The sequence below is a fragment of the Microbacterium sp. WHRI 7836 genome, from assembly GCF_040223885.2.
GTDB lineage: Bacteria > Actinomycetota > Actinomycetes > Actinomycetales > Microbacteriaceae > Microbacterium > Microbacterium oxydans.
Genome location: NZ_CP168171.1, coordinates 3510167 through 3531044, shown reverse-complemented (window position 1 = coordinate 3531044; position 20878 = coordinate 3510167). Strand labels below are relative to the sequence as shown.

Below are 20878 nucleotides of genomic sequence, written 5' to 3'. Positions count from 1 at the left end.
GGGCGGGCGACCACCTGTCCACGGGTTGCGTATTCCGGGCGACCCGCGTGGAGCGCGATCCCGAATGCTGGAGCCATGTACTCGTTCGTACCCGAGCAGTCCGGTGGATCCGCGCAGTCGTGATGGCATCACCGATCCCTTCGCGCACCGGGGGATCGGTGATGCCATCACGACGCTGGAGGAGGCGGGAGCGGTGCTGGTCTCGCTCGTCGACGCGACGGACTGGAGCTCGGAGGGGTTCCGCGCGCTCCACGAACTCCTCGCGCGGGTACGCGATGACACCGGAACGCAGCTCGGGAGTCTTCGGATCCGGCAGTGGGAGCTGGAGGGATCGGAATGATGGGGGCCGCACGCGCGCACGACGCCTCCGTTGCCGGCGGCCTGGAGATCGACCACGGCGGCGCGATCGCGATCGACACCGAGCAGTTGCGCGAGGTCGGCGCGCACCTGCGGACGGTCGCGGCGCGATACGAAGAGGCTCGGGATTCGGTGGCCACCGCTGCGGAGGCGATCTCGTCATCCGATGCTCCCGCGCTGCGCGTCGACATCGGCGCTCTGCGACTCAGCGGCGAGCGGATCGGTGCACTCGCTGCGGAGATCGAGAACGCCTGCACGGGAACGCTGTTGATGGCCGACGCATTCGAGCTGGTGGAACTGCGGGCACAGGCCGAGGCGCTCGCCCTCACCGACGCCGCGGCGGCGAACGACGTGCGCGCACGGGCCGACGAGATGATCGCCGACGACGAGCGCGTGGGGCGGATGGCGGACTGGCTGGTCGCCGGCTGGGAGCGACGGAGGTTCGAAGGGCTCGGAGATCAGTACGACCTGGGTGGGATGCTGCCGCCGATGTTCCTGGTCGGGGCGCTGGTCGGGCTCGCCTCGGGGTATGGGAAGGTGCGGCCGGGGGTGGCGGGATCCGAGGTGCCGGGCGTGAAGGCTCCGACCTCCGTGCCGGTGGATCCGGTGCAGGTGACACCGGTGAAGACGTCGACTCCGCGCGCGCCGGACGACCTCGCCGGAGCGTTCAGGAGGATCCCGGGCGGGGGAGCCCAGGTCGCCGTGGAGAAGTACACGATGGTCGGCGGCGCGACCCGCTATGTGGCCTACGTGGCCGGTACCCAGAATTCGCTGCTGTCCCTGAAGAAAGGCGCGGAGCCGTGGGACATGACCTCGAACATCGAGCTCTATCAGGGCGCTACGTCGGCGTCGTACCAGGCGACTCTCGATGCTCTGGCGGCCGCCGGTGTCGAACCGGGCGATCGCGTCGACGTGGTCGCGCACTCGCAGGGCGGGATGATCGCCACGCGACTCGCCGTGGAGAGCGAGTACGAGGTGTCGATGCAGATCACGGCGGGGAGCCCCACCGAACCGACACTCCGGGAGGAGCAGACGCTGATCCAGCTCCGTCACACCGACGATGTCGTATCGGCGCTCGCCGCGGGCGGGTCGGCAGAGGGGACGGGGTCGCCCGACAGCTTCACCGCCTCGCGGGTCGGTGATCCGGGGGACGGCGTCGAGGACCTGCGGTTGAAGACCCACGGTCTCGAGACGTACATCGAGACCGCCGAGATGGTGGATGCGTCGACCGACCCTCGCGCGGTGGCTCTCGACGGGTACTGGGATGAGCTCGGCTGGGCCGTCGAGGTCGAGCGCACCGAGTACCGCGCGGAGCGGAGCGGGTGACCGTGGTGGCTGTCGCCGGTGGCTGTCACCGGTGGCTGTCACCGCGGTGTCAGCGGGTCAGTCGCGACGGCTCTTGCTCTGCGGGCGCAGGATGAATCCGAAGATGCCGTTGATCACCGAGATGATCAGTGCTGCGAGCACGCCCCACCAGAAGTCGCCGACCGTGAGACCCCAGCCGAATCCGCTCGTGATCCAGGCGGTCAGCCACAGCAGGAACCCGTTGATCAGGAAGCCGATCAGGCCGAAGGTGATGATGTAGAGCGGGAACGCGACGATCTTCACGACCGTTCCGATGATCGTGTTCACGAGTGCGAAGATCGCGGCCACCGCGAGCAGGGTCAGCACCAGCTGCAGCGTCTCGCCGGGCGGGAAGGCCCTGATGGTCACCTGCAGGGCAGGGATCAGCGTGACGACCCAGAGGGCGAAGGCGTTGACGACGACGCGGATGATGAAGCGCATAGTCCGACCAGTGTCCCACGGACTCTCGTGCGTGTCAGTGCGAAGTCCGTCGGGTGCTCAGCGGAAGTGAGCGCGCAGAAGCGCGGCGACCTCGTCCAGGGAGGACTTGCTCTGCGCCGTCCGGAGGATGAGGTCGAAGGCAACCTCCGTCTCCATGTCGATGATGACGTTGTTCATCTCGAGGAACGTCAGGGTGAGGACCCAGGAGAAGCGCTTGTTGCCATCAAACAGAGGGTGATTCTGGCTCAGGGACGACAGGAGAGCTGCTGCCTTGACTTCGAGATCCGGGTAGGCCTCGACTCCGAACATCGAACTCGACGGTCGGGCGAGCGCGGAGGAGAGAAGCCCGATGTCTCGGATGTGGAGCCCGAGCTCCTCTGTGATGCCTACTGCGTGCGGAAGCTCGACATATCGAGTCACGCGTCTTCGAGTTTCTTGAGGAGATCTGCGTATCGGTCAGCCACCCCGCGGGCGATCGACACGGCCTGCTCGGTCGTGACCTCCTCGCGGAGAAAGCGGTCCGTAGCCTCGATGAGCAGTGCGTGCTTGGACGTGTGTCGCCTCGATGCCAGCTCGCCGAGCTGGGCATCGAGTTCTTCCGGGAGTCGCACCGTCATCGCCATACCAGAATGGTACCACCGGGCATCGAGCCGCGACAGGGGGCGAACGAGCGCGATCCGTCCCCTCGGGCTGTGCTCGCCCGCCCTCGTAGACTCGACCTCGTGACCGAGCCGATCCTGCCCCGCATCCGTCCCGCCATCGCCGCTCTCGCTCCGTATCGCCAGGGAAAGCAGGCCGGCCCCGATGCGTTCAAGCTGTCGAGCAACGAGAACCCGTTCGACCCGCTGCCGTCAGTGCTCGACGCGCTGCAGAGCACCACTCCCATCAACCGCTACCCGGATGCCACCGCCGGTCGCCTGCGCGCGCGTCTCGGTGCGCGCTACGGGGTCGAGCCCGACCAGGTGCACGTGGCCTCGGGCAGCGTGTCGATCCTGCATCAGCTGATCCTGGCCACCGCCTCGGTCGGCGACGAGGTCATCTACGCGTGGCGCTCCTTCGAGGCGTACCCGAGCCTTCCGCTCGTCGCCGGAGCGACCGGTGTGCAGGTGCCGCTCACCGCCGACTCCCGCCATGACCTCGAAGCGATGGCGGATGCGGTGACCGAGCGCACCCGCGCGATCATCCTGTGCACGCCCAACAACCCGACCGGTCCGATCATCACCTCGGCCGAGTTCGCCGCCTTCGTCGCGCGGGTGCCCGGCGACATCCTGATCATCCTCGACGAGGCCTACGCCGAGTTCGTCACGGCGCCGGGTGCGGTCGACGGTCTGGCGGAGCGCGTGTTCGAGCAGCACCCGAACGTGGTGGTGCTGCGCACCTTCTCGAAGGCCTACGGTCTCGCCGGGCTGCGCGTCGGCTATGCGATCGGGCACGAGAAGGTGCTCGACGCCGCCCGCACGACCGGCATCCCGCTCTCGGTCACCTCCGCTGCCGAGAACGCCGCGATCGCCAGCCTCGACGCCGAATCGGAGCTCCTGGAGCGCGTCGCCGTCATCGTCGAACGCCGCGGCCGTCTCGTGGAGGGGCTTCGTGCACAGGGGTGGGAGGTGCCGGACTCCCAGTCGAACTTCGTCTGGCTGCCCGCGGGCGAACGCACCGACGAGGTGGCTGCCGCATTCGTCGAGAACGACCTCATCGTGCGTCCGTTCTCCGGCGACGGCATCCGCATCTCGGTGGGCGAGGAGGACTCCATCGCCCGCGTGCTCGAGGTCGCCGGCTCCCTCCGCTGAGTCGCCGCATTCCGCGCGTTCTCGCGGATTTCTCCGGTTTCCAGGCATTTACGAGGGCGTCCTAGGTATGCGTGACCTGGCATGCGGGCGCGGGTAGCGTGAGAGCGTGACCACCTCCGAGACACCCCTTGTGAGCGTTCTGGACGAGACCGGACGGTACGCTCCGTCCGCCGCCGCAGAACGGTACCTTCCTCTGATCGACGCGATCGGCGATGCGGAACTCGAGCAGTTCTACCGGGACATGGTCGTCATCCGCGCGATCGATACCCAGGCGACGAACCTGCAGCGTCAGGGCCAGCTCGCGCTGTGGCCGCCGAGTCGTGGACAGGAGGCGGCGCAGGTCGGATCCGGGCGCGCGCTCCGCGCCCAGGACACCGTCTTCCCCTCCTACCGCGAGCACGCCGTGACCCGCATCCGCGGCGTCGATCCGGTCGACATCATCAAGCTCATGCGGGGCGTCTCGCACGGCGGGTGGGACCCGACCGACCCCGAGAACGGCAACACCCGGCTGTACACGCTGGTGCTCGGATCGCAGGTGCTGCACGCCGCGGGCTACGGCATGGGCCTCGCCTTCGACGGACGCACCGGCTCCGGTGATCTCGACCGCGACGAGGCGGTCATCGTCTACTACGGCGACGGCGCATCCAGCCAGGGCGACGTGCACGAGGCGATGGTCTTCGCCGCGAGCTACCAGGCTCCGACGGTGTTCTTCCTGCAGAACAACCACTGGGCCATCTCGGTGCCCGTCTCCACCCAGTCGCGCGTGCCGCTCGTGCAGCGCAGCGCGGGCTACGGCATCCCGAGCGTCCGTGTCGACGGCAACGACGTGCTCGCCAGCTACGCCGTCTCCCGTGTCGCGCTGGACGAGGCCCGCGAGGGCAAGGGGCCGCAGGCCATCGAGGCCGTGACATACCGGCTCGGCGCCCACACGACGAGCGACGACCCGACCAAGTACCGGGGCAGCGACGAGGAGCAGTACTGGGCCGGTCGCGATCCCATCGTGCGGATGCGGGCCTTCCTCGAAGCGCGCGGAGCGTCGGAGCAGCTGTTCGCCGATGTCGAGGCCGAGGCGGCCGATGCCGCAGAGGATCTGCGCGCCCGCACGGTCGAGCTCGGGCCGCCCAGCGCCGACAAGATGTTCGACCACGTGTACAGCGAGCCGCATCCGCTGATCGACCAGCAGAAGGCCTGGCATGCGCAGTACGAGGCGTCCTTCGAAGGGGGAGCCCAGTGACTCTGGAGACGATGCCGCTCAGCAAGGCGCTGAATGCGGGTATGCGCAAGGCGATGGAGAACGACCCGAAGGTCCTGCTCATGGGCGAGGACATCGGCAAGCTCGGCGGCGTCTTCCGGGTGACGGAGCATCTGCAGCGCGACTTCGGCGACCGCCGGGTGCTCGACACCCCGCTGGCCGAGTCCGGGATCGTCGGCACGGCGATCGGCATGGCGATGGTCGGGTACCGCCCGGTGATCGAGATCCAGTTCGACGGATTCGTGTTCCCCGCGTTCGACCAGATAACCACGCAGCTGGCGAAGCTGACCAACCGGCATGAGGGCGCGATCAGCATGCCGATCGTGATCCGCATCCCGTACGGCGGACACATCGGCGCGGTCGAGCACCACCAGGAGAGCCCGGAGGCGTACTTCGCGCACACCCCCGGCCTGCGTGTGGTGTCGCCGTCGACGCCGAACGATGCGTACTGGATGATCCAGGAGGCGATCGCGTCGAACGACCCGGTGATCTTCATGGAGCCGAAGAGCCGGTACTGGCAGAAGGGCGAGGTCGAGCTCGACGCCTCGGCCGTTCCACTGCACTCCTCGCGCGTCGTGCGCACGGGCAGCGACGTGACTCTGGTCGGACACGGTGCGATGGTCACCACTCTCCTGCAGGCCGCCGCGCTCGCCGAGGCCGAGGGCACGAGCTGCGAGGTCGTCGACGTGCGCTCGATCTCGCCGGTCGACTACGAACCCCTCCTCGACTCGGTGCGCAAGACCGGGCGCATGGTCTATGCGCAGGAGGCCCAGGGCTTCGGCAGCATCGGCGGTGAGATCGCCGCGACCGTCATGGAGCGCGCGTTCTATGCGCTCGAGGCTCCGGTGCTGCGCGTCTCCGGCTACGACACCCCGTTCCCGCCCGCGAAGCTCGAAGGCGCATACCTCCCGGATGCCGACCGCATCCTCGAGGCCGTCGACCGCTCGCTGGCATACTGACACTTCCGCTCGGCCGAAAGGACTCGTCATGAGCACGCAGAACTTCACCCTTCCGGACGTCGGAGAAGGCCTGACCGAGGCCGAGATCGTGGCCTGGAAGGTCGCTCCTGGCGACACCGTCGCGATCAACGACGTGGTGTGCGAGATCGAGACGGCCAAGTCGCTCGTCGAGCTGCCGTCGCCGTACGCGGGCGTGGTGGGCGAGCTCCTCGCTGCCGAGGGCACGACCGTCGAGGTCGGCACCCCCATCATCACGTTCCTGACCGAGCCGGCGGCCGGCACTGCGGCCGCTCCGGCTCCTGCAGCGCCGGCGGCGGAAGAGGGCGGCGGCTCCGTGCTGGTGGGCTACGGCACGGGAGGCGGAGCCACCTCGCGGCGCAAGCGTCCGGCCGAGCGACCCGTCCGCTCCTCGGTGGGGGTGATCGCGAAGCCGCCGATCCGCAAGCTCGCGCGCGACCTCGGCGTCGACCTCACCGCGGTCGCCGCGACCGGTGCCGACGGCGAGGTCACGCGCGACGACGTGATGAAGCACGCCTCGCAGGCGAGCGTCTTCCGCAACATCGAGACCCCCGAGTGGGGGACCGTGCGCGAGGAGACGGTGCCCGCCCCGCAGGCCGCGCCGGCAGGACTCGCTCGCGGCCTCACCGCAACGCGTCCGTCGGCTGCAGGTGACGACCGCACCGAGTCGATCCCGGTCAAGGGTGTGCGCAAGGCCACGTCGTCGGCGATGGTGCAGAGCGCGTACTCGGCCCCGCACGTGACGGTGTGGAAGGAGATCGACGCCACCCGCACGATGGATCTCGTCAAGCGCCTCAAGGCCTCGCCCGACTACGCCGACATCAAGGTCTCGCCGCTGCTCATCATGGCCCGCGCCGTGATCTGGGCCGCCCGTCGCACCCCGATGGTCAACGCCGCCTGGATCGAGACCGAGTCCGGAGCCGAGATCGCCGTCCGCCACTACGTGAACCTCGGTATCGCCGCCGCCACCCCGCGCGGCCTGCTCGTGCCCAACATCAAGGACGCGCAGGACCTGAGCATGAAGGAGCTGGCGCGGGCGCTGAACCGTCTCACGCTCACGGCCCGCGACGGCAAGACCCCGCCGGCCGATCAGCAGGGCGGCACGATCACGATCACGAACATCGGCGTCTTCGGGATGGATGCCGGCACCCCGATCATCAACCCCGGTGAGGCCGGCATCGTGGCGATGGGCACCATCAGTCAGAAGCCGTGGGTCGTCGACGGCGAGGTGCGCCCCCGTTGGGTGACCACGGTGGCCGGATCCTTCGACCACCGCGTGATCGACGGCGACGGCATGAGCCGCTTCATCGCCGACGTCGCCTCGATCCTCGAGGAGCCCGCACTGCTCGTGGACTGACCCGCGTCACGCGCTAGAGCGCCCGATCAGGCGCTCTGGCGCAGGCGCTCCTCCGCCAACCGCGGCACCGCGTGCTCCCTGGCCGCGCGTCGGGCGGTCGCCACGGCCCCGCGTGAGACGACCTCGGCACCCAGTGTCGACGCGAGGATCTCCGGAGCGGGCAGGTGCAGCTCCTGGGGGAGGATGCGGCGGGCCGCGGTCAGTACGGGCTCGATGCTCTCGGCGACCGCTCCGCACACGATGACGCGCGCCGGGTCGTACATGCTGCCGAGCACACCGACGACGCGGGCCACGGTGGCCCCGACGCGGGAGGTGATCAGCACCGCGTCCCGGTCGCCCGACGCGGCGAGGGTCAGCACGAGTCGAGGGTCGATGCGACGTGTGCCGACGAGGCGTCCGACGGCGCTGTCGTGCGAGATCTCACCGGAGTCGACTGCCGCGCGCACCTGGTCCTGCACGGCATAGCGCAGGCCGAACGCCGAGCCGACACCCACGATGTGGTCGAACACGACGCCCTCGCCGACACCGCCGTGCGCGCCGTGCAGCACGTGCCCGTCGACCACCACGCCGCCGCCGAAGCGCTCGCTCGCGAGCAGGGCGACGTAGTCGCGACATCCGATCGCGGCTCCCTCGGCCCCTTCGGCGATCGCGGCGAGCTGGGCGTCGTTCTTGATCTGCACGACGGGTGCCCAGTCCTCCAGTGCCTCGGCGAGCCCGGGGTTCGTGCGCTCCCAGAAGCCTTCCGGGTGCGGGGGCGAGATGCCGTCGCGGTTCACCGGTGCCGCGACCCCGACGCACACGGCGAGCACCTGCTCGCGCGCGACCCCGGCTTCGGTGAGCGCATCGCCGAGGCGCCCGAGGATCGTCGCGCGCCGCTCGGAGACCGTCTGCGTCGGATCGAACTCCACCCGGTGGTGCACGAGCGTCTCGTCGAGCAGGTCGGCCACGGTCACGGCGAGGTGGGTGTCGCCCGCATCGACGCCGATCACGACGCCCAGGTCGGCGGGCAGCACGAAGCGGCGAGAGGGTCGCCCTGCGCGGTAGGTGCCGGCGGCGCGGGCGTTGGGGAGTTCACGGAGGATCTCCGCGCCGACCAGGGTGTCGATCGCGTCGATGGCGGTCGAGCGGGTCAGCGAGGTGCCGGCCATGGCCTCGGACGCGGTGAACTCGCCAGCCGTCCAGGCGAAGTCGAGCACGGCGCTCACGCTCGCTCGACCGGTGCCCAAGCCTGCGGAGACATCTGCCACGGCGCTTGACCTTCCTCTCGTCCAATGAGAGAGTACCGTTCGACAGAGTAAATTCGCTCACTAGATTTAGTGCACGGATCTACAGGATGGAAGGACGACGGTGTCTGGCACACGAACACGCGCGGCGCGAGCGGTGGCCGCGGCCCTGGGGGTCACCCTGGTCGGCACGGCGCTCGCGGGATGCGCCCCCGGCTCGGGAGCGGAGACCATCCGCTTCACCTTCAGCAAGCGCGAGGCGATCGAGTTCATGACCGCCCTCGTCGCCGAGTACAACTCCTCGCAGAGCGACGTGAAGGTCGAGATCGACACCTCGGGCGTCGACGTCGTCTCGGCGAGCTTCGTGCGGGGCAACCCGCCCGACGTCATGCTCGCCAACTACAACTACGAGATCGCCCGTTTCGTGCAGCGGTGCGCGCTCACCGATCTCTCCGAGACCGACGCCGCTGCGGGCATCCGCGATGACCTGCAGCCGCTCATGGACCAGTACGGCTCCTGCGAGGGCCGCACCAGCGCCCTGCCGTACTCGGTGATGGCCGCCTCCGTCATCTACAACAAGGAGATCTTCGACGCTCAGGGCCTCGAGGTGCCGACGACGTGGGACGAGCTGCTTGCGGTGTGCGAGCAGCTGAAGGCGGCGGGCATCGACCCGTTCTACGGCACGTTCAAGGACGACTGGACCGTGGGCCAGGGCTGGTACGACTACACCGCGGGCGGCTCGGTCGACGTGATCGACTTCTTCGATGCGCTCGCGGACGAGGGTGCCGACGTCGGTCCCGACTCCGAGGTCTCGTTCTCGAAGGACTTCGCCGAGCCGATGGACAGGATGCTGCAGCTCGCGAACGACTACACCAACGCGGATGCCCCGAGCCGTGGCTACGGCGACGGCAACCTGGCCTTCGGCAAGGGCGAGGCCGCGATGTACCTGCAGGGTCCGTGGGCGTTCAGCGAGATCGCGAAGACCGCACCCGACCTGCGGCTGGGCACCTTCCCGCTGCCGATGACGAACGACCCGGCCGACCTCGGGGTGCGCGTGAACATGGACCTCGCCGCGATGATCCCCGAGGGGTCGCGCCATCAGGAGGCCGCCCGCGACTTCCTCGAGTTCCTCTACGAGCCGCAGAACATCGAGGAGTACAACGCCTCGCAGCTCGGCTTCACGCCTACGAAGGGCGCTTCCGCCCCCGACGACCCCCGGGTCGAGGGGATGGTCGAGTACTACGACAACGGGCAGATCTATCAGGGCCCGTCCGTGCTCGTGCCCAAGACGCTTCCGATGATGAACTACGCGCAGGCGATGGTACTCGGGGCTTCTCCGACCTCGATCCTGCGCACCATGGACGCCGACTGGGCACGCATCGCCTTCCGGGCGCCGATCCCGTCGACCCAGGACAACGCCGCCGGCGAGGAGGGCGCATCATGAGCACCACGACAACTCCCTCTGCTTCCGACAGCACGACCGTCATCGTCACGGGTGGCGACCGGAAGCTCCGGCGGCACATGCGTCGCGTCGAGCCGATCTACTACCTGTTCCTGCTTCCGACGCTCGTGATCTTCACCCTCGCGATCACGGTTCCGGGCGTCATCGGCATCTTCTTCAGCTTCACCGACTCGATCGGCATCGGAGAGTGGAGCTTCAACGGGCTGACGAACTACATCGCCCTGTTCAGTGATCCGTCGATCCTGCAGAGCTACCTGTTCACGTTCGGTTTCTCGATCGCCACGGTGATCGTCGTGAACGTGATCGCCTTCCTGCTCGCGGTCGGACTCACCTCGCGCATCCGCTTCAAGACGGGCCTGCGCACCATCTTCGTGATCCCGATGGTGATCTCGGGCATCATCATCGCCTACGTCTTCAACTTCCTGTTCTCCAACTCGATCCCGGCGGCGGGAGCAGCAGCGGGCATCCCGTGGCTCGAGACCAGCCTGCTGGCCAACCCCGACCTCGCCTGGATCGCGATCGTCATCGTCACCGCTTGGCAGGCCGTGCCCGGCACCCTGCTCATCTACATCGCCGGCCTGCTCTCTGTCCCCGGTGAGGTGTACGAGGCGGCGAGCATCGACGGCGCCAGCAAGACGCAGCAGCTCACCCGCATCACGTTGCCGCTCGTCGCGGGATACGTGGTGATCAACGTGATCCTCGGGTTCAAGGGCTTCCTGAACGCCTACGACATCATCGTCGGTCTCACCAACGGCGGGCCGGGCACATCGACCCGCAGCGTCGCGATGACGATCATCGCGGGCTTCAACGGCGGCGACTACGCCTACCAGATGGCCAACGCGACCATCTTCTTCATCGTCGCCGTGCTCATCTCCCTCCTCCAGCTGTCGCTGACGCGCGGAAGGAACGCACTCTGATGTCGACGCAGACACTCACCACGATCCCCACCTCAGGGAAGAAGCCGCGCATCCGCATGGAGCGCGTGAACTGGTCGGGCACGATCATCCTGATCCTGTGCGCCGTCACCGTGCTCCTTCCGCTGTACGTGACCATCTCGATGGCGTTCAAGACCACAGGACAGGCGGTCGACGGCAACGCCTTCTCTCTCCCGGCGCCGTTCAGCATCGACGGCTTCGTCGAAGCCTGGACGCTCACGAAGTTCCCGGTCGGCGCGGGCATCTCCCTGCTCGTCACGGCGGGCACCGTGATCGCGACCATCGTGCTGGCGGCCTTCGCCTCCTACGCCATCGTGCGCAACTGGGACCGACGGCTGTTCCGCTACTCGTTCTTCTACCTGCTCGCGGCGATGTTCATCCCGTTCCCGGTCGTGGCCCTGCCGCAGATCCAGCTCACCGGACGCGTCGGACTCGACAACCCGTTCGGCGTGATCATCCTCGCCACCATGTTCCAGCTGAGCTTCAGCGTGCTGCTGTTCACGGCGTTCCTGCGGTCGATCCCGATCGAGCTGGAGGAGAGCGCGCGCATCGACGGAGCGACCACCTGGCAGACCTTCTGGAAGCTGATCTTCCCGCTGCTCGCCCCGATGAGCGCGACCGTCGGCATCTTCGCGTTCCTGTACGCCTGGAACGACTTCATGATGCCGTCGCTCATCATCGCCGACCCCGCGCTGCAGACGCTCCCCGTTCGGCAGAACCTCTTCCAGAACCAGTTCAGCAACAACTACAACGTCGCCTTCGCCTCGTACCTGATGGCGATGGCCCCCGCGATCGTGGCCTACCTGTTCACGCAGCGGTGGGTCATGGAGGGCGTCACGCAGGGCGCCGTCAAGGGCTGACACCGCACGACCACCGCAAGAGAGAAGGAGTTCTCCCCTCATGACCGACGCGCTTCTCGTCGAGACCCGCACCGCCGAAGACGCCGCCTGGTGGCGTCAGGCCGCCGTCTACCAGATCTACCCGCGCAGCTTCGCCGACGCGAACGGCGACGGCATCGGCGACATCCCCGGCATCGTCTCCCGGGCCGACTACCTCCAGGGCCTCGGCATCGATGCGGTATGGCTCAGCCCGTTCTACCCGTCCGCACTCGCCGACGGCGGATACGACGTGGCCGACTACCGCGACGTCGACCCGCGGCTCGGCACGCTCGACGACTTCGACGACATGGTCGAGGCGCTGCACTCCCGCGGCATCCGCGTGATCGTCGACATCGTCCCGAACCACTCCTCCGACCAGCACGAGTGGTTCCAGGAGGCGCTCGCCGCCGGACGCGGGTCGGCCGCGCGCGAGCGCTACATCTTCCGTGAGGGCACCGGTCCCGACGGCTCCGAGCCGCCGACCGACTGGGAATCCGTGTTCGGCGGCAGCGCGTGGGAGCGCGTGGCGGACGGGCAGTGGTACCTGCACAACTTCGCCGTGGAGCAGCCCGACCTGAACTGGGACCACCCCGAGGTGCGCGCCGACTTCCTGAAGACCCTGCGCTTCTGGTCGGACCGCGGCGTGGACGGGTTCCGCATCGACGTCGCCCACATGCTCACGAAGGACCTCAGCGAGCCGCTTCCCTCGCGCGCCGAGCTCGACGCGATGGACCGCACCTCGGGCACGCACCCGATGGTCGACCGCGACGACGTGCACGAGATCTATGCCGAGTGGCGCTCGGTCTTCAACGAGTACGACCCGCCGCGCACGGCCGTGGCCGAGGCGTGGGTGGACACCCCGGAGCGCCGTGCGAAGTACGCCTCGGCGGAAGGACTCGGCCAGGCGTTCAACTTCGACCTGCTCGTGGCCGACTTCGACGCACGGCAGTTCCGGAGCATCATCGCCGACAACCTGCAGCAGGCGCAGGAGACCGGATCGTCGACCACCTGGGTGCTGTCGAACCACGACGTCACCCGTCATGCCACGCGATACGGCCTCCCGGCCCTGAACGGACGACCGGTCAAGCAGGGCACGGAGTGGGTCAAGGCCGGCGGTCCGGCGGACGGCCTCGACCGCGAGGGCGGACTCCGCAGGGCACACGCCGCGACCCTGCTGCTGCTCGGCCTTCCCGGCAGCACGTACCTCTATCAGGGTGAAGAACTCGGCCTGCACGAAGTGGCGCAGATCACGCCGGAACAGCGTCAGGACCCCGGGTTCTTCCGCGGTGCGGAGTTCGACGGGCTCGGCCGTGACGGATGCCGTGTGCCCCTTCCCTGGACGGCGGCCGGCTCCTCGTACGGCTTCGGCGCCGAGGGCGCGCACCTGCCGCAGCCCGAGTGGTTCGCGGAGTACGCGGTCGACGTGGAGGCCGCCGATCCGGCGTCGACGCTGTCGCTGTACCGCGAGGCCCTGCGCCTCCGACACCTGCTGCAGACCGGGGAGACCCTGGAGTGGATCGACACCGGACGTGCCGACGTGCTGCGCTTCACCCGGCCGAACGGATGGCAGGTCGTGTCGAACTTCGGCACGGAGCCGTTCGACCTCGGGGATGCGGCCGCGGATGTCGTGCTCGCGAGCGCCCCGCTCGACGGCTCTGCACTCCCCGGGGAGGCCACGGCCTGGATCGCACCGGCCGGTCTGCTCGGCTGAGCTTCCGCCCCTTTGCCGAAACGGAGATGATCCGCGCCCCGCGCGGGGTGTCGAGCACTGACACGCCGCGCGGACGTCGGGTCGTCTCCGTTTCGGCCGTGGGTGACCGAGCGGCCGAGGCGATTTGATAATGGTTCTCATTAGCGTTTAGAGTGAGAACATGAAGAAGCCCGTCGTCGCCCTCGCCCTCGCATCCGTCGCCGCACTCACGCTGGCCGGATGCTCCACCCCCTCGGCGGGAGAGGGCGACGACGGCACCATCACGGTCGTGGCGAGCACGAACGTCTACGGAGACATCGCGTCGATCATCGGCGGGGACCGCGTCGAGGTGCAGTCGATCATCACCTCGGCGTCGCAGGATCCCCATGCGTACGAGACGACCGCCCGCGACCGGCTGACGGTGCAGAAAGCCGACCTCGTGATCGAGAACGGTGGCGGCTATGACCCCTTCATCGACACGCTGCTGCAGGATGCGAAGGACGCGCACGTGGTGACGGCCGTCGAGTACTCGCACGACTTCCCCGGCAACGAGGGGCATGACGACGAGGCGGACGCAGCGGCCTCCGACGAGAGCGCTGCCCCCGAGGAAGACGCGCACGACCACGCCGACGCTGAGGACGGCCACGAGGGGCACGACCACATCGAGGGCTTCAACGAGCACGTGTGGTTCGACCCGCACACGATGATCCATGTCGTCGAGGCCATCGCCGATGATCTGAGTGAGCTCGACCCTGACGGGGCGAAGGAGTTCGCCGCCAACGCGGCAACCCTCACCGCAGAGCTCGAGGGCTTCGAGACCGAGCTCGCGACCCTCAAGGCGGAGGCGCCGAACGTCAACGTCTTCATCACAGAACCGCTGCCCGGCTACCTCGCGGCCGCCGCCGGATTCACCGACGTCACCCCGGAGGGCTTCGCCGAGTCGGTCGAAGAGGGCACTGACGTCGCGCCCGCCGTGCTGCTCGAGGCGCTGAACGTGATCGACAGCGGACAGGTCACCGCGCTGCTGACGAACGCCCAGACCGGGGGGTCCGAGACCCAGCGCGTCGAGACCGCGGCGAAGGACGCCGGGGTTCCGGTCGTCGCCTTCACGGAGCTGCTCGAGGACGGATCGTCGTACTCTGAGTGGATGAGTGACGCGATCAAGAGCCTCGCCGCCGCCGTCCAGCCGTGAGCGGCGCCCTTCAGCGCGAGAAGCCGGTACTCCAGATATCCGACGCGTCCCTGCACCGTGGGGATCGCGAGCTGTGGTCCGGCCTCGATCTCACGGTCGAACCGGGGGAGTTCATCGCCGTGCTCGGTCCTTCCGGATCGGGCAAGACCACGCTCCTGCGCAGCATCCTCGGCCTGCAGCCGCTGTCATCCGGCACGATCCGCGTGGCGGGTGAACCCGTCCATCGGGGCAACTCCCGCATCGGGTACATCCCCCAGCAGCGGAATCTCGCCCCCGACACGAGCATGCGGGCCCGCGACCTGGTCGCCCTCGGGGTGCAGGGCAGCCGCTTCGGCTTTCCCATCCCGCACCGCGGCGACCGGGCGAAGGTCGACCGACTGCTCGACGCGGTCGGTGCCTCCCACTTCGCGGATCGCCGCGTCGGACTGCTCTCGGGCGGCGAACAGCAGCGGCTCCGGGTCGGCCAGGCCCTCGCCGACGAGCCCGCACTCCTGCTGTGCGACGAGCCGCTGTCGAACCTCGACCTCGCCAACCAGGTCGCCGTGACCGACATCATCGACCGTCAGCGCCGTGAGCGCGAGGCGGCGGTGCTGTTCGTCACCCACGACATCAACCCGATCCTGGGCCGGGTCGACCGCATCCTCTACATCGCCGGCGGGCGGTTCCTGCTGGGAACCCCCGACGAGGTGCTGCAGACCCGCGTGCTCACCGACCTCTACGGCACCCCGGTGTTCGTGCTCCGCGCCGGAGATCGTCTGGTCGTCGTGGGCGTGCCGGACGCCGAGCCTCACCACGATCACGGTGATCACGCGCACGGGGGAGCGGCATGAACGCGGCGGCAGCCATCGCGCCCATGGTCGGCTGGGATGACATCTTCTCCTTCCAGGACTACGGCGAGCTCGTCGCCCTGCTCGCGAACTCGATCATCGCGGGAGCCGTGCTCGGGATCGTGGGCGGCCTGATCGGCGTCTTCGTGATGCAGCGCGACCTGGCCTTCGCCGTGCACGGCGTGAGCGAGCTCTCCTTCGCGGGGGCGGCGGCGGCCCTGCTCTTCGGCGGCAGCGTGGTGGCCGGATCCCTCGGCGGTGCCCTCGTCGCCGCGATCCTGATCGGCGTGCTCGGGGCCAAGGCCAGGGACCGCAACTCGATCGTCGGTGTGCTCATGCCGTTCGGTCTCGGTCTCGGAATCCTGTTCCTGTCGCTCTACGACGGCCGCAGCGCCAACCGCTTCAGCCTGTTGACGGGGCAGATCGTCTCGGTCTCGAGCCCCGACCTCGGGTGGCTGATCGGCATCAGCATGGTCGTGCTCATCGGGCTGCTGGTGATGTGGAACCCGTTGCGCTTCGACTCGCTCGACCCGGAATCGGCTGCCGCCCGCGGGGTGCCGACCCGCGCCGTGAGTCTGCTGTTCATGGTGCTGCTCGGCCTGATCGTCGCCGTGAGCGTGCACATCATCGGCGCGCTCCTCGTGATGGCACTGCTGGTCACGCCGGCCGCCGCCGCGATGCGCGTCACGGCCGGCCCCATCGCGGTGCCGTTGCTGGCTGCGCTGTTCGGGTTCGTCTCCGCGGTCGGCGGCATCCTGCTCGCCCTCGCCGGAACGCTGCCCGTGAGTCCCTACATCACCACGCTGTCGTTCACGATCTACGTGATCTGCTGGATCGTGCAGCGCTCGCGTGCCAGGGTTCGCCGGGTCCAGGCCTGAGATCCACTCCCAGCCCCCGCTGATCGCCGCGGCCTAGACTCTTCTTATGGCTCAGCGGAACACCTGGCAGCGCGAACGCGTGCGCGAAGCACTCGCCGACGCGCGCGGATTCGTGAGCGCGCAGAGCCTGCACGCCTCGCTGCGCGATGACAACACCGGCATCGGCCTGGCCACGGTCTATCGCGCCCTCGCCGGGCTCGCCGCCTCCGGAGACGCCGACTCGCTGCAGAGCCCCGAGGGTGAGGCGCTCTACCGGGCATGCACCACGCAGGGCCACCACCACCACCTGATCTGCCGGTCCTGCGGTCTGACCGTCGAGATCGAGGCCAAGGACGTCGAGCAGTGGGCGCACCGCACGGCTGCCCTGCACGGATTCACCGAGGCCGCGCACGTGGTCGACATCTTCGGACTGTGCACTCCGTGCGCGAACAAGCGCGATGCCGAGAGGGCCGCGTCCGCGTGAGCTTCTCGGCAGCAACGGCGACCCGTCACGGCCACTCCCATCGCCCGTCACCCTCGCCACGATCGGCATGGATCGGCGTCGGCCTCGGCGCGGCCATCATCGCCGCCCTGTTCCTGATCGATGCCTTCCTGCCGAAGCTGTTCCCCGCCTCACTGCCCACCCGCGCGCAGGACGGCCTCACGCTCGCGCTGAGCGTGCTCATCGAAGCCCTGCCGTTCGTGATCCTCGGTGTGCTGCTGTCGATCGTGGTGCAGGTCTGGCTTCCTGCCGACGTCATCCACCGCTGGCTGCCGAAACGCGCGTGGGCCCGTCGTGCGGTGCTGTCGCTGCTCGGCATGCTGATCCCGGTGTGCGAGTGCGGCAACGTTCCTTTCGCCCGTGGACTCATGATGCGCGGCCTCGCGCCGGCGGAGGCGATGACATTCCTCATCGCCGCACCGATCGTGAACCCGATCGTGATCCTCACCACGCACGCGGCGTTCGGCTGGGACGGCGGCATCCTCGTCGCCCGCCTGGTCGGCGGCTACCTGATCGCCAACCTGATCGGCTGGATCTACAGCCGCCACCCCGACCCCGACGGCATGCTCACGCAGCGTTTCGTCGACACCTGCGACCGGGTGACCCACGAACCGGGCACCCCTGTGCGCCGCAGCCTCACGCAGTTCCTCGTCGAGCTGCGCGCCGTGATGCCCGCGCTCGTGATCGGCTCGGCGCTCGCCGGAGCCGTGCAGGTGCTCATCCCGCGGGAGTGGCTGCTGGCGATCGGCTCCAACCCGGTGCTGTCGATCGTCGCGATGATGGCCCTCGCGATGACGGTGGCCATCTGCTCGAATGTCGACGCCTTCTTCGCGCTGTCGTTCGCGTCGACGTTCTCGTCCGGCGCGATCGTGGCCTTCCTGCTCGTCGGGCCGCTCGTCGACATCAAGATGCTCGCGCTCATGCGCACGACCTTCACGGGCCGCACGCTCGTCGGGATCGTCGGCATCGTGCTCGCCGCGGCCTTCGCCATCGGGATCGGGGTGAACGTCCTTGTCTGAGCACGTGGCACTGTCTGAGCGCGTGGCGCTGTCTTCGCCCACCGCAGCGCGCGTTCGCGCTCTCGGCACCCGCTGGCTGGGTGTGGGGCTGGCCGCCGTGATCTCGGTCGTCACCCTCGGTCTCGGTCTCACCGGACGCCTCACCCTCTACATCAGCCCCGAGTCGGTGTGGTTCGCGTGCACAGCCGCCGTCGTCACCCTGGCCGGTGCGATCTGGTCGTGCACCCTCCCGCTCGGCGAGGAGAGCGACCACGGTCACGATCACGGGCATGCCCCTGCGCCCACACGCCGCAAGTCACGCGCGGAGAGCGCCGCCCGGGATCAGGCCGACCTGGAGCACGCCGACCCGGAGGACGGCGACGGGCGCCCAGCCACTGCGCCCTCGTCGCGCCGCACGCTTGCCGGGGTCGCCGCCGTCACGGGTGGTGTCATCGCCTCCGGGGTGGTGGTGGCCGGCCTCGTGCTGCCGCCCGCCTCGCTGTCCGTCGAGCTCGCGATGTCGCGCGCGGGAGAGCAGAGTGCGTTGTTCGCCGGTGCCGACACGGTGGCCCTCGGCGTCGCCGACACCTCGACGTTCGGCGTCGGCGACTGGGCGAGCGTGTTCGCCGCAGCGACGAACACTGCCGCGTATGACGGTGCGCCGGTGAAGCTCACGGGGTTCGTGACCCCGGACGATGCCGACGACGGCGTCAATCTCACCCGCCTGGTCATCACGCACTGCGTGATCGACGCGCAGACCGCCATCCTCCCCGTCGACGTGAAGCCCGACGACTACGCGACCGGCCAATGGGTCGAGATCACCGGAACAGTGCGTGCGGATGCCGATGGGAAGCTCCGCATCGAACCGACCGACGTCGTCGCGATCGACGAGCCGGGGGACCCCTATGAGTACTGACGACGAGCGCCCAGAGGTGCCCGCCGTCCCGCGCACACGCGCGGAGATGCGTGCGGCGCGAGAAGCCGCCGAGGCAGCGGAGGCGGAGCGGATCGACCGCGTGATCGCCTCCGCCGAACACGTCGCCGCGGCGCCGGACCACGCTCCGCACACCGCGGATCCATCGTCTGCCGCTACGGCGTCCGCGGATCCCTCGTCTGCCGACCAGCCGGATGCCGTCGCAGACGAGGCAGTCCTCCGTGAAGCTGCCGTCCGTGAAGCTGCGGTGCGTGAGGCGGGCGACCGTGAGGTCGCCGAGCAGGAGGCCGCAGCCCGGAAGATGGCAGCCTTCGAGGCTTCAGCCCGAGAAGACGCGGAGGCGACCACCCTTCCGCCCGTCCCGCTCGCGACTGAGCCCGTGTTCGTCGGCGCGGCCCCGGACGTCGAGAGGGAGCGCGCAGAGGCCGCGGAGCCGAACACGCCTCCGACCCCTCGCGTCGCGGCAGAGCCGGAGCCCGTGCAGACTCCGGGGAGCCGTCGTCGCTTCGTCGTCACGCTCGCCGCCGTGCTGGGTGTCCTCGTCATCGTCGGAACGGGGCTGGGTGTCGCGAGCCTGCTCCAAGGACCGCGCATCAGCGACGTGCAGGTGAACGCCGCGCAGGCGATCGAGTCCTCAGGCAGCCGCGTCATCCTCACCGCGAACCAGGCGCTCGCCGACATCGACCCCGCGCAGGTGACGGTCGAGCCGGCGGTGCCGTTCACCGTCGATGCCTCCGGTCGCGGCGTGGGGGTGCGATTCACCGTCCCGCTCGACGATTCGACCGAGTACACGATCCGCGTGGCCGATGTCGTCGGTGCCGGAGGCGGCCCGATGACGACGCTGACCACGAGCTTCACGACGCCGCCGTCGAACATCTTCCTGCTACGCCGCGACGTCGAGGGCAAGGACAAGATCTTCCTCACCGACCTCAGCGGAGAGAAGGCCGTCGCGGTGTTCGAGCACGACAAGATCAACGACTTCCGTGCGACATCGACGCAGCTCGTGGTCTCGGTCGAGGAGGACGACGGATCCCGCCTGCTCGTGATGGACCGCGACGGCAAGAACCAGCGTGAGCTGAAGCTCCCCGGTGACGGCTACGTGGGGGCGATCCAGGTCTCCGAGCGCGGCGGCCTCGTCGGCTACAGCTACTCGGACAAGGAGCTCAGCGATACCGAAGGGCGCGCGAGCGTCCTCGTCACGCAGTCGCTGAGCGGCGACGACGACCCGCAGATCATCGAGGTCGCCGGTGCCGAGGCGAGCGTCTTCGTGTGGCAGTTCGTTCCCGACAGCGCGGCCGTGCTGTTCATCGACTTCGACGGAGCGCTCTCGCTCGTCGACCGCTCGACCGATGCCGGCGTGCAGTCGCTCGGTCTCGCGGCCACCATCCAGGGGATCTCCCGAGGCACGTACACCGCGATCGTGGAGCGGCTCGACGGAGCCGTGGTCGAACTCGATCTGGCCGACGGCTCGGAGCAGCCCCTCGCCGCTTCGGACCCCGACTACGGCACGGCGAGCTCCATCACGCCGTTCCCCGGCGGCACACTGCGTCACGTCGTCGCGCGTGACGAAGAGGGCCTCCCGATCGGGCAGGTGGTCGTGCGGGTGGACGACGACGGTGCGGCGACCCCGCTGGTCGAGGTCGGGTCGACGGACTCGATCCTCCAGGCCTGTGCATCGCCGAGCGGTCAGTATGCCGCCGTCGTCGTCGCGCCCGACCTGGCGAACAACGCCTACGACGGGATGCTGCTGCCGCTTCCCGAGAACGTCGAGACGCACCTGATCGACATGGACTCGGGCAAGGAGCTCGTGGCCCTCACCGGCTTCGACGCCTCGTGGTGCCAGACGGCCCCGAGATTCTGAG

Annotated in this window: 21 protein-coding genes; 17 read left to right on the top strand and 4 right to left on the bottom strand. The window is 68.9% G+C overall.

Annotation, left to right across the window (positions count from 1 at the left end; all coding sequences use genetic code 11):
- Positions 1–103 precede the first annotated feature (103 nt).
- Both ABRP18_RS17095 and ABRP18_RS17090 read left to right on the top strand, forming a co-directional pair.
- Complete coding sequence (locus ABRP18_RS17095; RefSeq protein WP_349885083.1) at positions 104–340, top strand: hypothetical protein; 237 nt, start codon at positions 104–106, stop codon at positions 338–340.
- Positions 337–1683 (top strand): hypothetical protein, encoded by a 1347-nt coding sequence (locus tag ABRP18_RS17090; protein WP_349885082.1) that lies wholly within the window; start codon positions 337–339, stop codon positions 1681–1683. Before ABRP18_RS17095 ends, ABRP18_RS17090 begins: the two co-directional genes overlap by 4 nt.
- 57 nt (positions 1684–1740) lie before the next feature.
- Here the strand turns inward: ABRP18_RS17090 and ABRP18_RS17085 are convergent, their stop codons facing one another.
- From ABRP18_RS17085 to ABRP18_RS17075, 3 genes are read right to left on the bottom strand one after another with little or no spacing between them, the layout of a single operon-like run.
- Positions 1741–2142 (bottom strand): phage holin family protein, encoded by a 402-nt coding sequence (locus ABRP18_RS17085; RefSeq protein WP_046748621.1) that lies wholly within the window; start codon positions 2140–2142, stop codon positions 1741–1743.
- A 57-nt stretch (positions 2143–2199) separates the two neighbouring features.
- Positions 2200–2562: a type II toxin-antitoxin system death-on-curing family toxin gene (locus ABRP18_RS17080; RefSeq protein ID WP_061016345.1), complete on the bottom strand. Its 363-nt coding sequence runs from the start codon at positions 2560–2562 to the stop codon at positions 2200–2202.
- Positions 2559–2765 (bottom strand): ribbon-helix-helix protein, CopG family, encoded by a 207-nt coding sequence (locus tag ABRP18_RS17075; protein ID WP_061016347.1) that lies wholly within the window; start codon positions 2763–2765, stop codon positions 2559–2561. Before ABRP18_RS17075 ends, ABRP18_RS17080 begins: the two co-directional genes overlap by 4 nt.
- Before the next feature lie 99 nt (positions 2766–2864).
- Here ABRP18_RS17075 and ABRP18_RS17070 point away from each other — a divergent pair, with 99 nt between their 5' ends.
- The 4 genes from ABRP18_RS17070 (at position 2865) to ABRP18_RS17055 (ending at position 7518) form a co-directional block, all read left to right on the top strand.
- Positions 2865–3932, top strand: a complete 1068-nt coding sequence (locus ABRP18_RS17070) for a histidinol-phosphate transaminase (RefSeq protein ID WP_061016369.1) — start codon at positions 2865–2867, stop codon at positions 3930–3932.
- A 106-nt stretch (positions 3933–4038) separates the two neighbouring features.
- The gene (gene pdhA / locus ABRP18_RS17065) at positions 4039–5166 is read left to right on the top strand and encodes a pyruvate dehydrogenase (acetyl-transferring) E1 component subunit alpha (protein WP_046748623.1); all 1128 of its coding nucleotides are present in this window, start codon (positions 4039–4041) and stop codon (positions 5164–5166) included.
- A gap of 11 nt (positions 5167–5177) precedes the next feature.
- A complete protein-coding gene (locus ABRP18_RS17060; protein ID WP_058633009.1) occupies positions 5178–6143 on the top strand; it encodes an alpha-ketoacid dehydrogenase subunit beta in 966 nt (321 codons plus the stop codon).
- A gap of 28 nt (positions 6144–6171) precedes the next feature.
- The gene (locus ABRP18_RS17055) at positions 6172–7518 is read left to right on the top strand and encodes a dihydrolipoamide acetyltransferase family protein (RefSeq protein WP_058632980.1); all 1347 of its coding nucleotides are present in this window, start codon (positions 6172–6174) and stop codon (positions 7516–7518) included.
- A 26-nt stretch (positions 7519–7544) separates the two neighbouring features.
- On the opposite strand, the gene ABRP18_RS17050 is transcribed toward ABRP18_RS17055, so the two are convergent.
- Positions 7545–8765 (bottom strand): ROK family protein, encoded by a 1221-nt coding sequence (locus ABRP18_RS17050; protein ID WP_046748625.1) that lies wholly within the window; start codon positions 8763–8765, stop codon positions 7545–7547.
- Between the two features lie 100 nt (positions 8766–8865).
- Here ABRP18_RS17050 and ABRP18_RS17045 point away from each other — a divergent pair, with 100 nt between their 5' ends.
- The 11 genes from ABRP18_RS17045 (at position 8866) to ABRP18_RS16995 (ending at position 20877) form a co-directional block, all read left to right on the top strand.
- Positions 8866–10185 (top strand): ABC transporter substrate-binding protein, encoded by a 1320-nt coding sequence (locus ABRP18_RS17045; RefSeq protein ID WP_046748626.1) that lies wholly within the window; start codon positions 8866–8868, stop codon positions 10183–10185.
- Positions 10182–11120: a sugar ABC transporter permease gene (locus tag ABRP18_RS17040; protein ID WP_349885081.1), complete on the top strand. Its 939-nt coding sequence runs from the start codon at positions 10182–10184 to the stop codon at positions 11118–11120. The genes ABRP18_RS17045 and ABRP18_RS17040 overlap by 4 nt, the downstream gene beginning before the upstream one ends.
- The gene (locus tag ABRP18_RS17035; protein WP_046748628.1) at positions 11120–11998 is read left to right on the top strand and encodes a carbohydrate ABC transporter permease; all 879 of its coding nucleotides are present in this window, start codon (positions 11120–11122) and stop codon (positions 11996–11998) included. The genes ABRP18_RS17040 and ABRP18_RS17035 overlap by 1 nt, the downstream gene beginning before the upstream one ends.
- Before the next feature lie 40 nt (positions 11999–12038).
- Positions 12039–13727, top strand: a complete 1689-nt coding sequence (locus ABRP18_RS17030) for a glycoside hydrolase family 13 protein (protein ID WP_141368232.1) — start codon at positions 12039–12041, stop codon at positions 13725–13727.
- Positions 13728–13887: 160 nt separating this feature from the next.
- A complete protein-coding gene (locus ABRP18_RS17025) occupies positions 13888–14898 on the top strand; it encodes a metal ABC transporter solute-binding protein, Zn/Mn family (RefSeq protein ID WP_349885080.1) in 1011 nt (336 codons plus the stop codon).
- Positions 14895–15728, top strand: a complete 834-nt coding sequence (locus tag ABRP18_RS17020; RefSeq protein ID WP_058632986.1) for a metal ABC transporter ATP-binding protein — start codon at positions 14895–14897, stop codon at positions 15726–15728. The genes ABRP18_RS17025 and ABRP18_RS17020 overlap by 4 nt, the downstream gene beginning before the upstream one ends.
- Positions 15725–16603: a metal ABC transporter permease gene (locus ABRP18_RS17015; RefSeq protein ID WP_371861830.1), complete on the top strand. Its 879-nt coding sequence runs from the start codon at positions 15725–15727 to the stop codon at positions 16601–16603. The genes ABRP18_RS17020 and ABRP18_RS17015 overlap by 4 nt, the downstream gene beginning before the upstream one ends.
- A 46-nt stretch (positions 16604–16649) precedes the next feature.
- Complete coding sequence (locus ABRP18_RS17010) at positions 16650–17066, top strand: Fur family transcriptional regulator (RefSeq protein ID WP_045263847.1); 417 nt, start codon at positions 16650–16652, stop codon at positions 17064–17066.
- Positions 17063–18103, top strand: coding sequence for a permease (locus tag ABRP18_RS17005; RefSeq protein WP_349885079.1), 1041 nt, complete (start codon positions 17063–17065; stop codon positions 18101–18103). The genes ABRP18_RS17010 and ABRP18_RS17005 overlap by 4 nt, the downstream gene beginning before the upstream one ends.
- Before the next feature lie 4 nt (positions 18104–18107).
- Complete coding sequence (locus tag ABRP18_RS17000) at positions 18108–18998, top strand: DUF1980 domain-containing protein (protein ID WP_308472266.1); 891 nt, start codon at positions 18108–18110, stop codon at positions 18996–18998.
- The gene (locus tag ABRP18_RS16995) at positions 18988–20877 is read left to right on the top strand and encodes a hypothetical protein (protein WP_349885078.1); all 1890 of its coding nucleotides are present in this window, start codon (positions 18988–18990) and stop codon (positions 20875–20877) included. The genes ABRP18_RS17000 and ABRP18_RS16995 overlap by 11 nt, the downstream gene beginning before the upstream one ends.
- Position 20878 lies beyond the last annotated feature (1 nt).

What these genes read in the sequence shown, in the direction of transcription:
- ABRP18_RS17090 (WP_349885082.1), top strand. Translation starts at nt 337, where the DNA reads ATGATGGGGGCCGCACGCGCGCACGACGCCTCCGTTGCCGGCGGCCTG.
- ABRP18_RS17085 (WP_046748621.1), bottom strand. Translation starts at nt 2,142, where the DNA reads ATGCGCTTCATCATCCGCGTCGTCGTCAACGCCTTCGCCCTCTGGGTC.
- ABRP18_RS17075 (WP_061016347.1), bottom strand. Translation starts at nt 2,765, where the DNA reads ATGGCGATGACGGTGCGACTCCCGGAAGAACTCGATGCCCAGCTCGGC.
- ABRP18_RS17060 (WP_058633009.1), top strand. Translation starts at nt 5,178, where the DNA reads ATGCCGCTCAGCAAGGCGCTGAATGCGGGTATGCGCAAGGCGATGGAG.
- ABRP18_RS17055 (WP_058632980.1), top strand. Translation starts at nt 6,172, where the DNA reads ATGAGCACGCAGAACTTCACCCTTCCGGACGTCGGAGAAGGCCTGACC.
- ABRP18_RS17040 (WP_349885081.1), top strand. Translation starts at nt 10,182, where the DNA reads ATGAGCACCACGACAACTCCCTCTGCTTCCGACAGCACGACCGTCATC.
- ABRP18_RS17035 (WP_046748628.1), top strand. Translation starts at nt 11,120, where the DNA reads ATGTCGACGCAGACACTCACCACGATCCCCACCTCAGGGAAGAAGCCG.
- ABRP18_RS17030 (WP_141368232.1), top strand. Translation starts at nt 12,039, where the DNA reads ATGACCGACGCGCTTCTCGTCGAGACCCGCACCGCCGAAGACGCCGCC.
- ABRP18_RS17025 (WP_349885080.1), top strand. Translation starts at nt 13,888, where the DNA reads ATGAAGAAGCCCGTCGTCGCCCTCGCCCTCGCATCCGTCGCCGCACTC.
- ABRP18_RS17015 (WP_371861830.1), top strand. Translation starts at nt 15,725, where the DNA reads ATGAACGCGGCGGCAGCCATCGCGCCCATGGTCGGCTGGGATGACATC.
- ABRP18_RS17010 (WP_045263847.1), top strand. Translation starts at nt 16,650, where the DNA reads ATGGCTCAGCGGAACACCTGGCAGCGCGAACGCGTGCGCGAAGCACTC.
- ABRP18_RS16995 (WP_349885078.1), top strand. Translation starts at nt 18,988, where the DNA reads ATGAGTACTGACGACGAGCGCCCAGAGGTGCCCGCCGTCCCGCGCACA.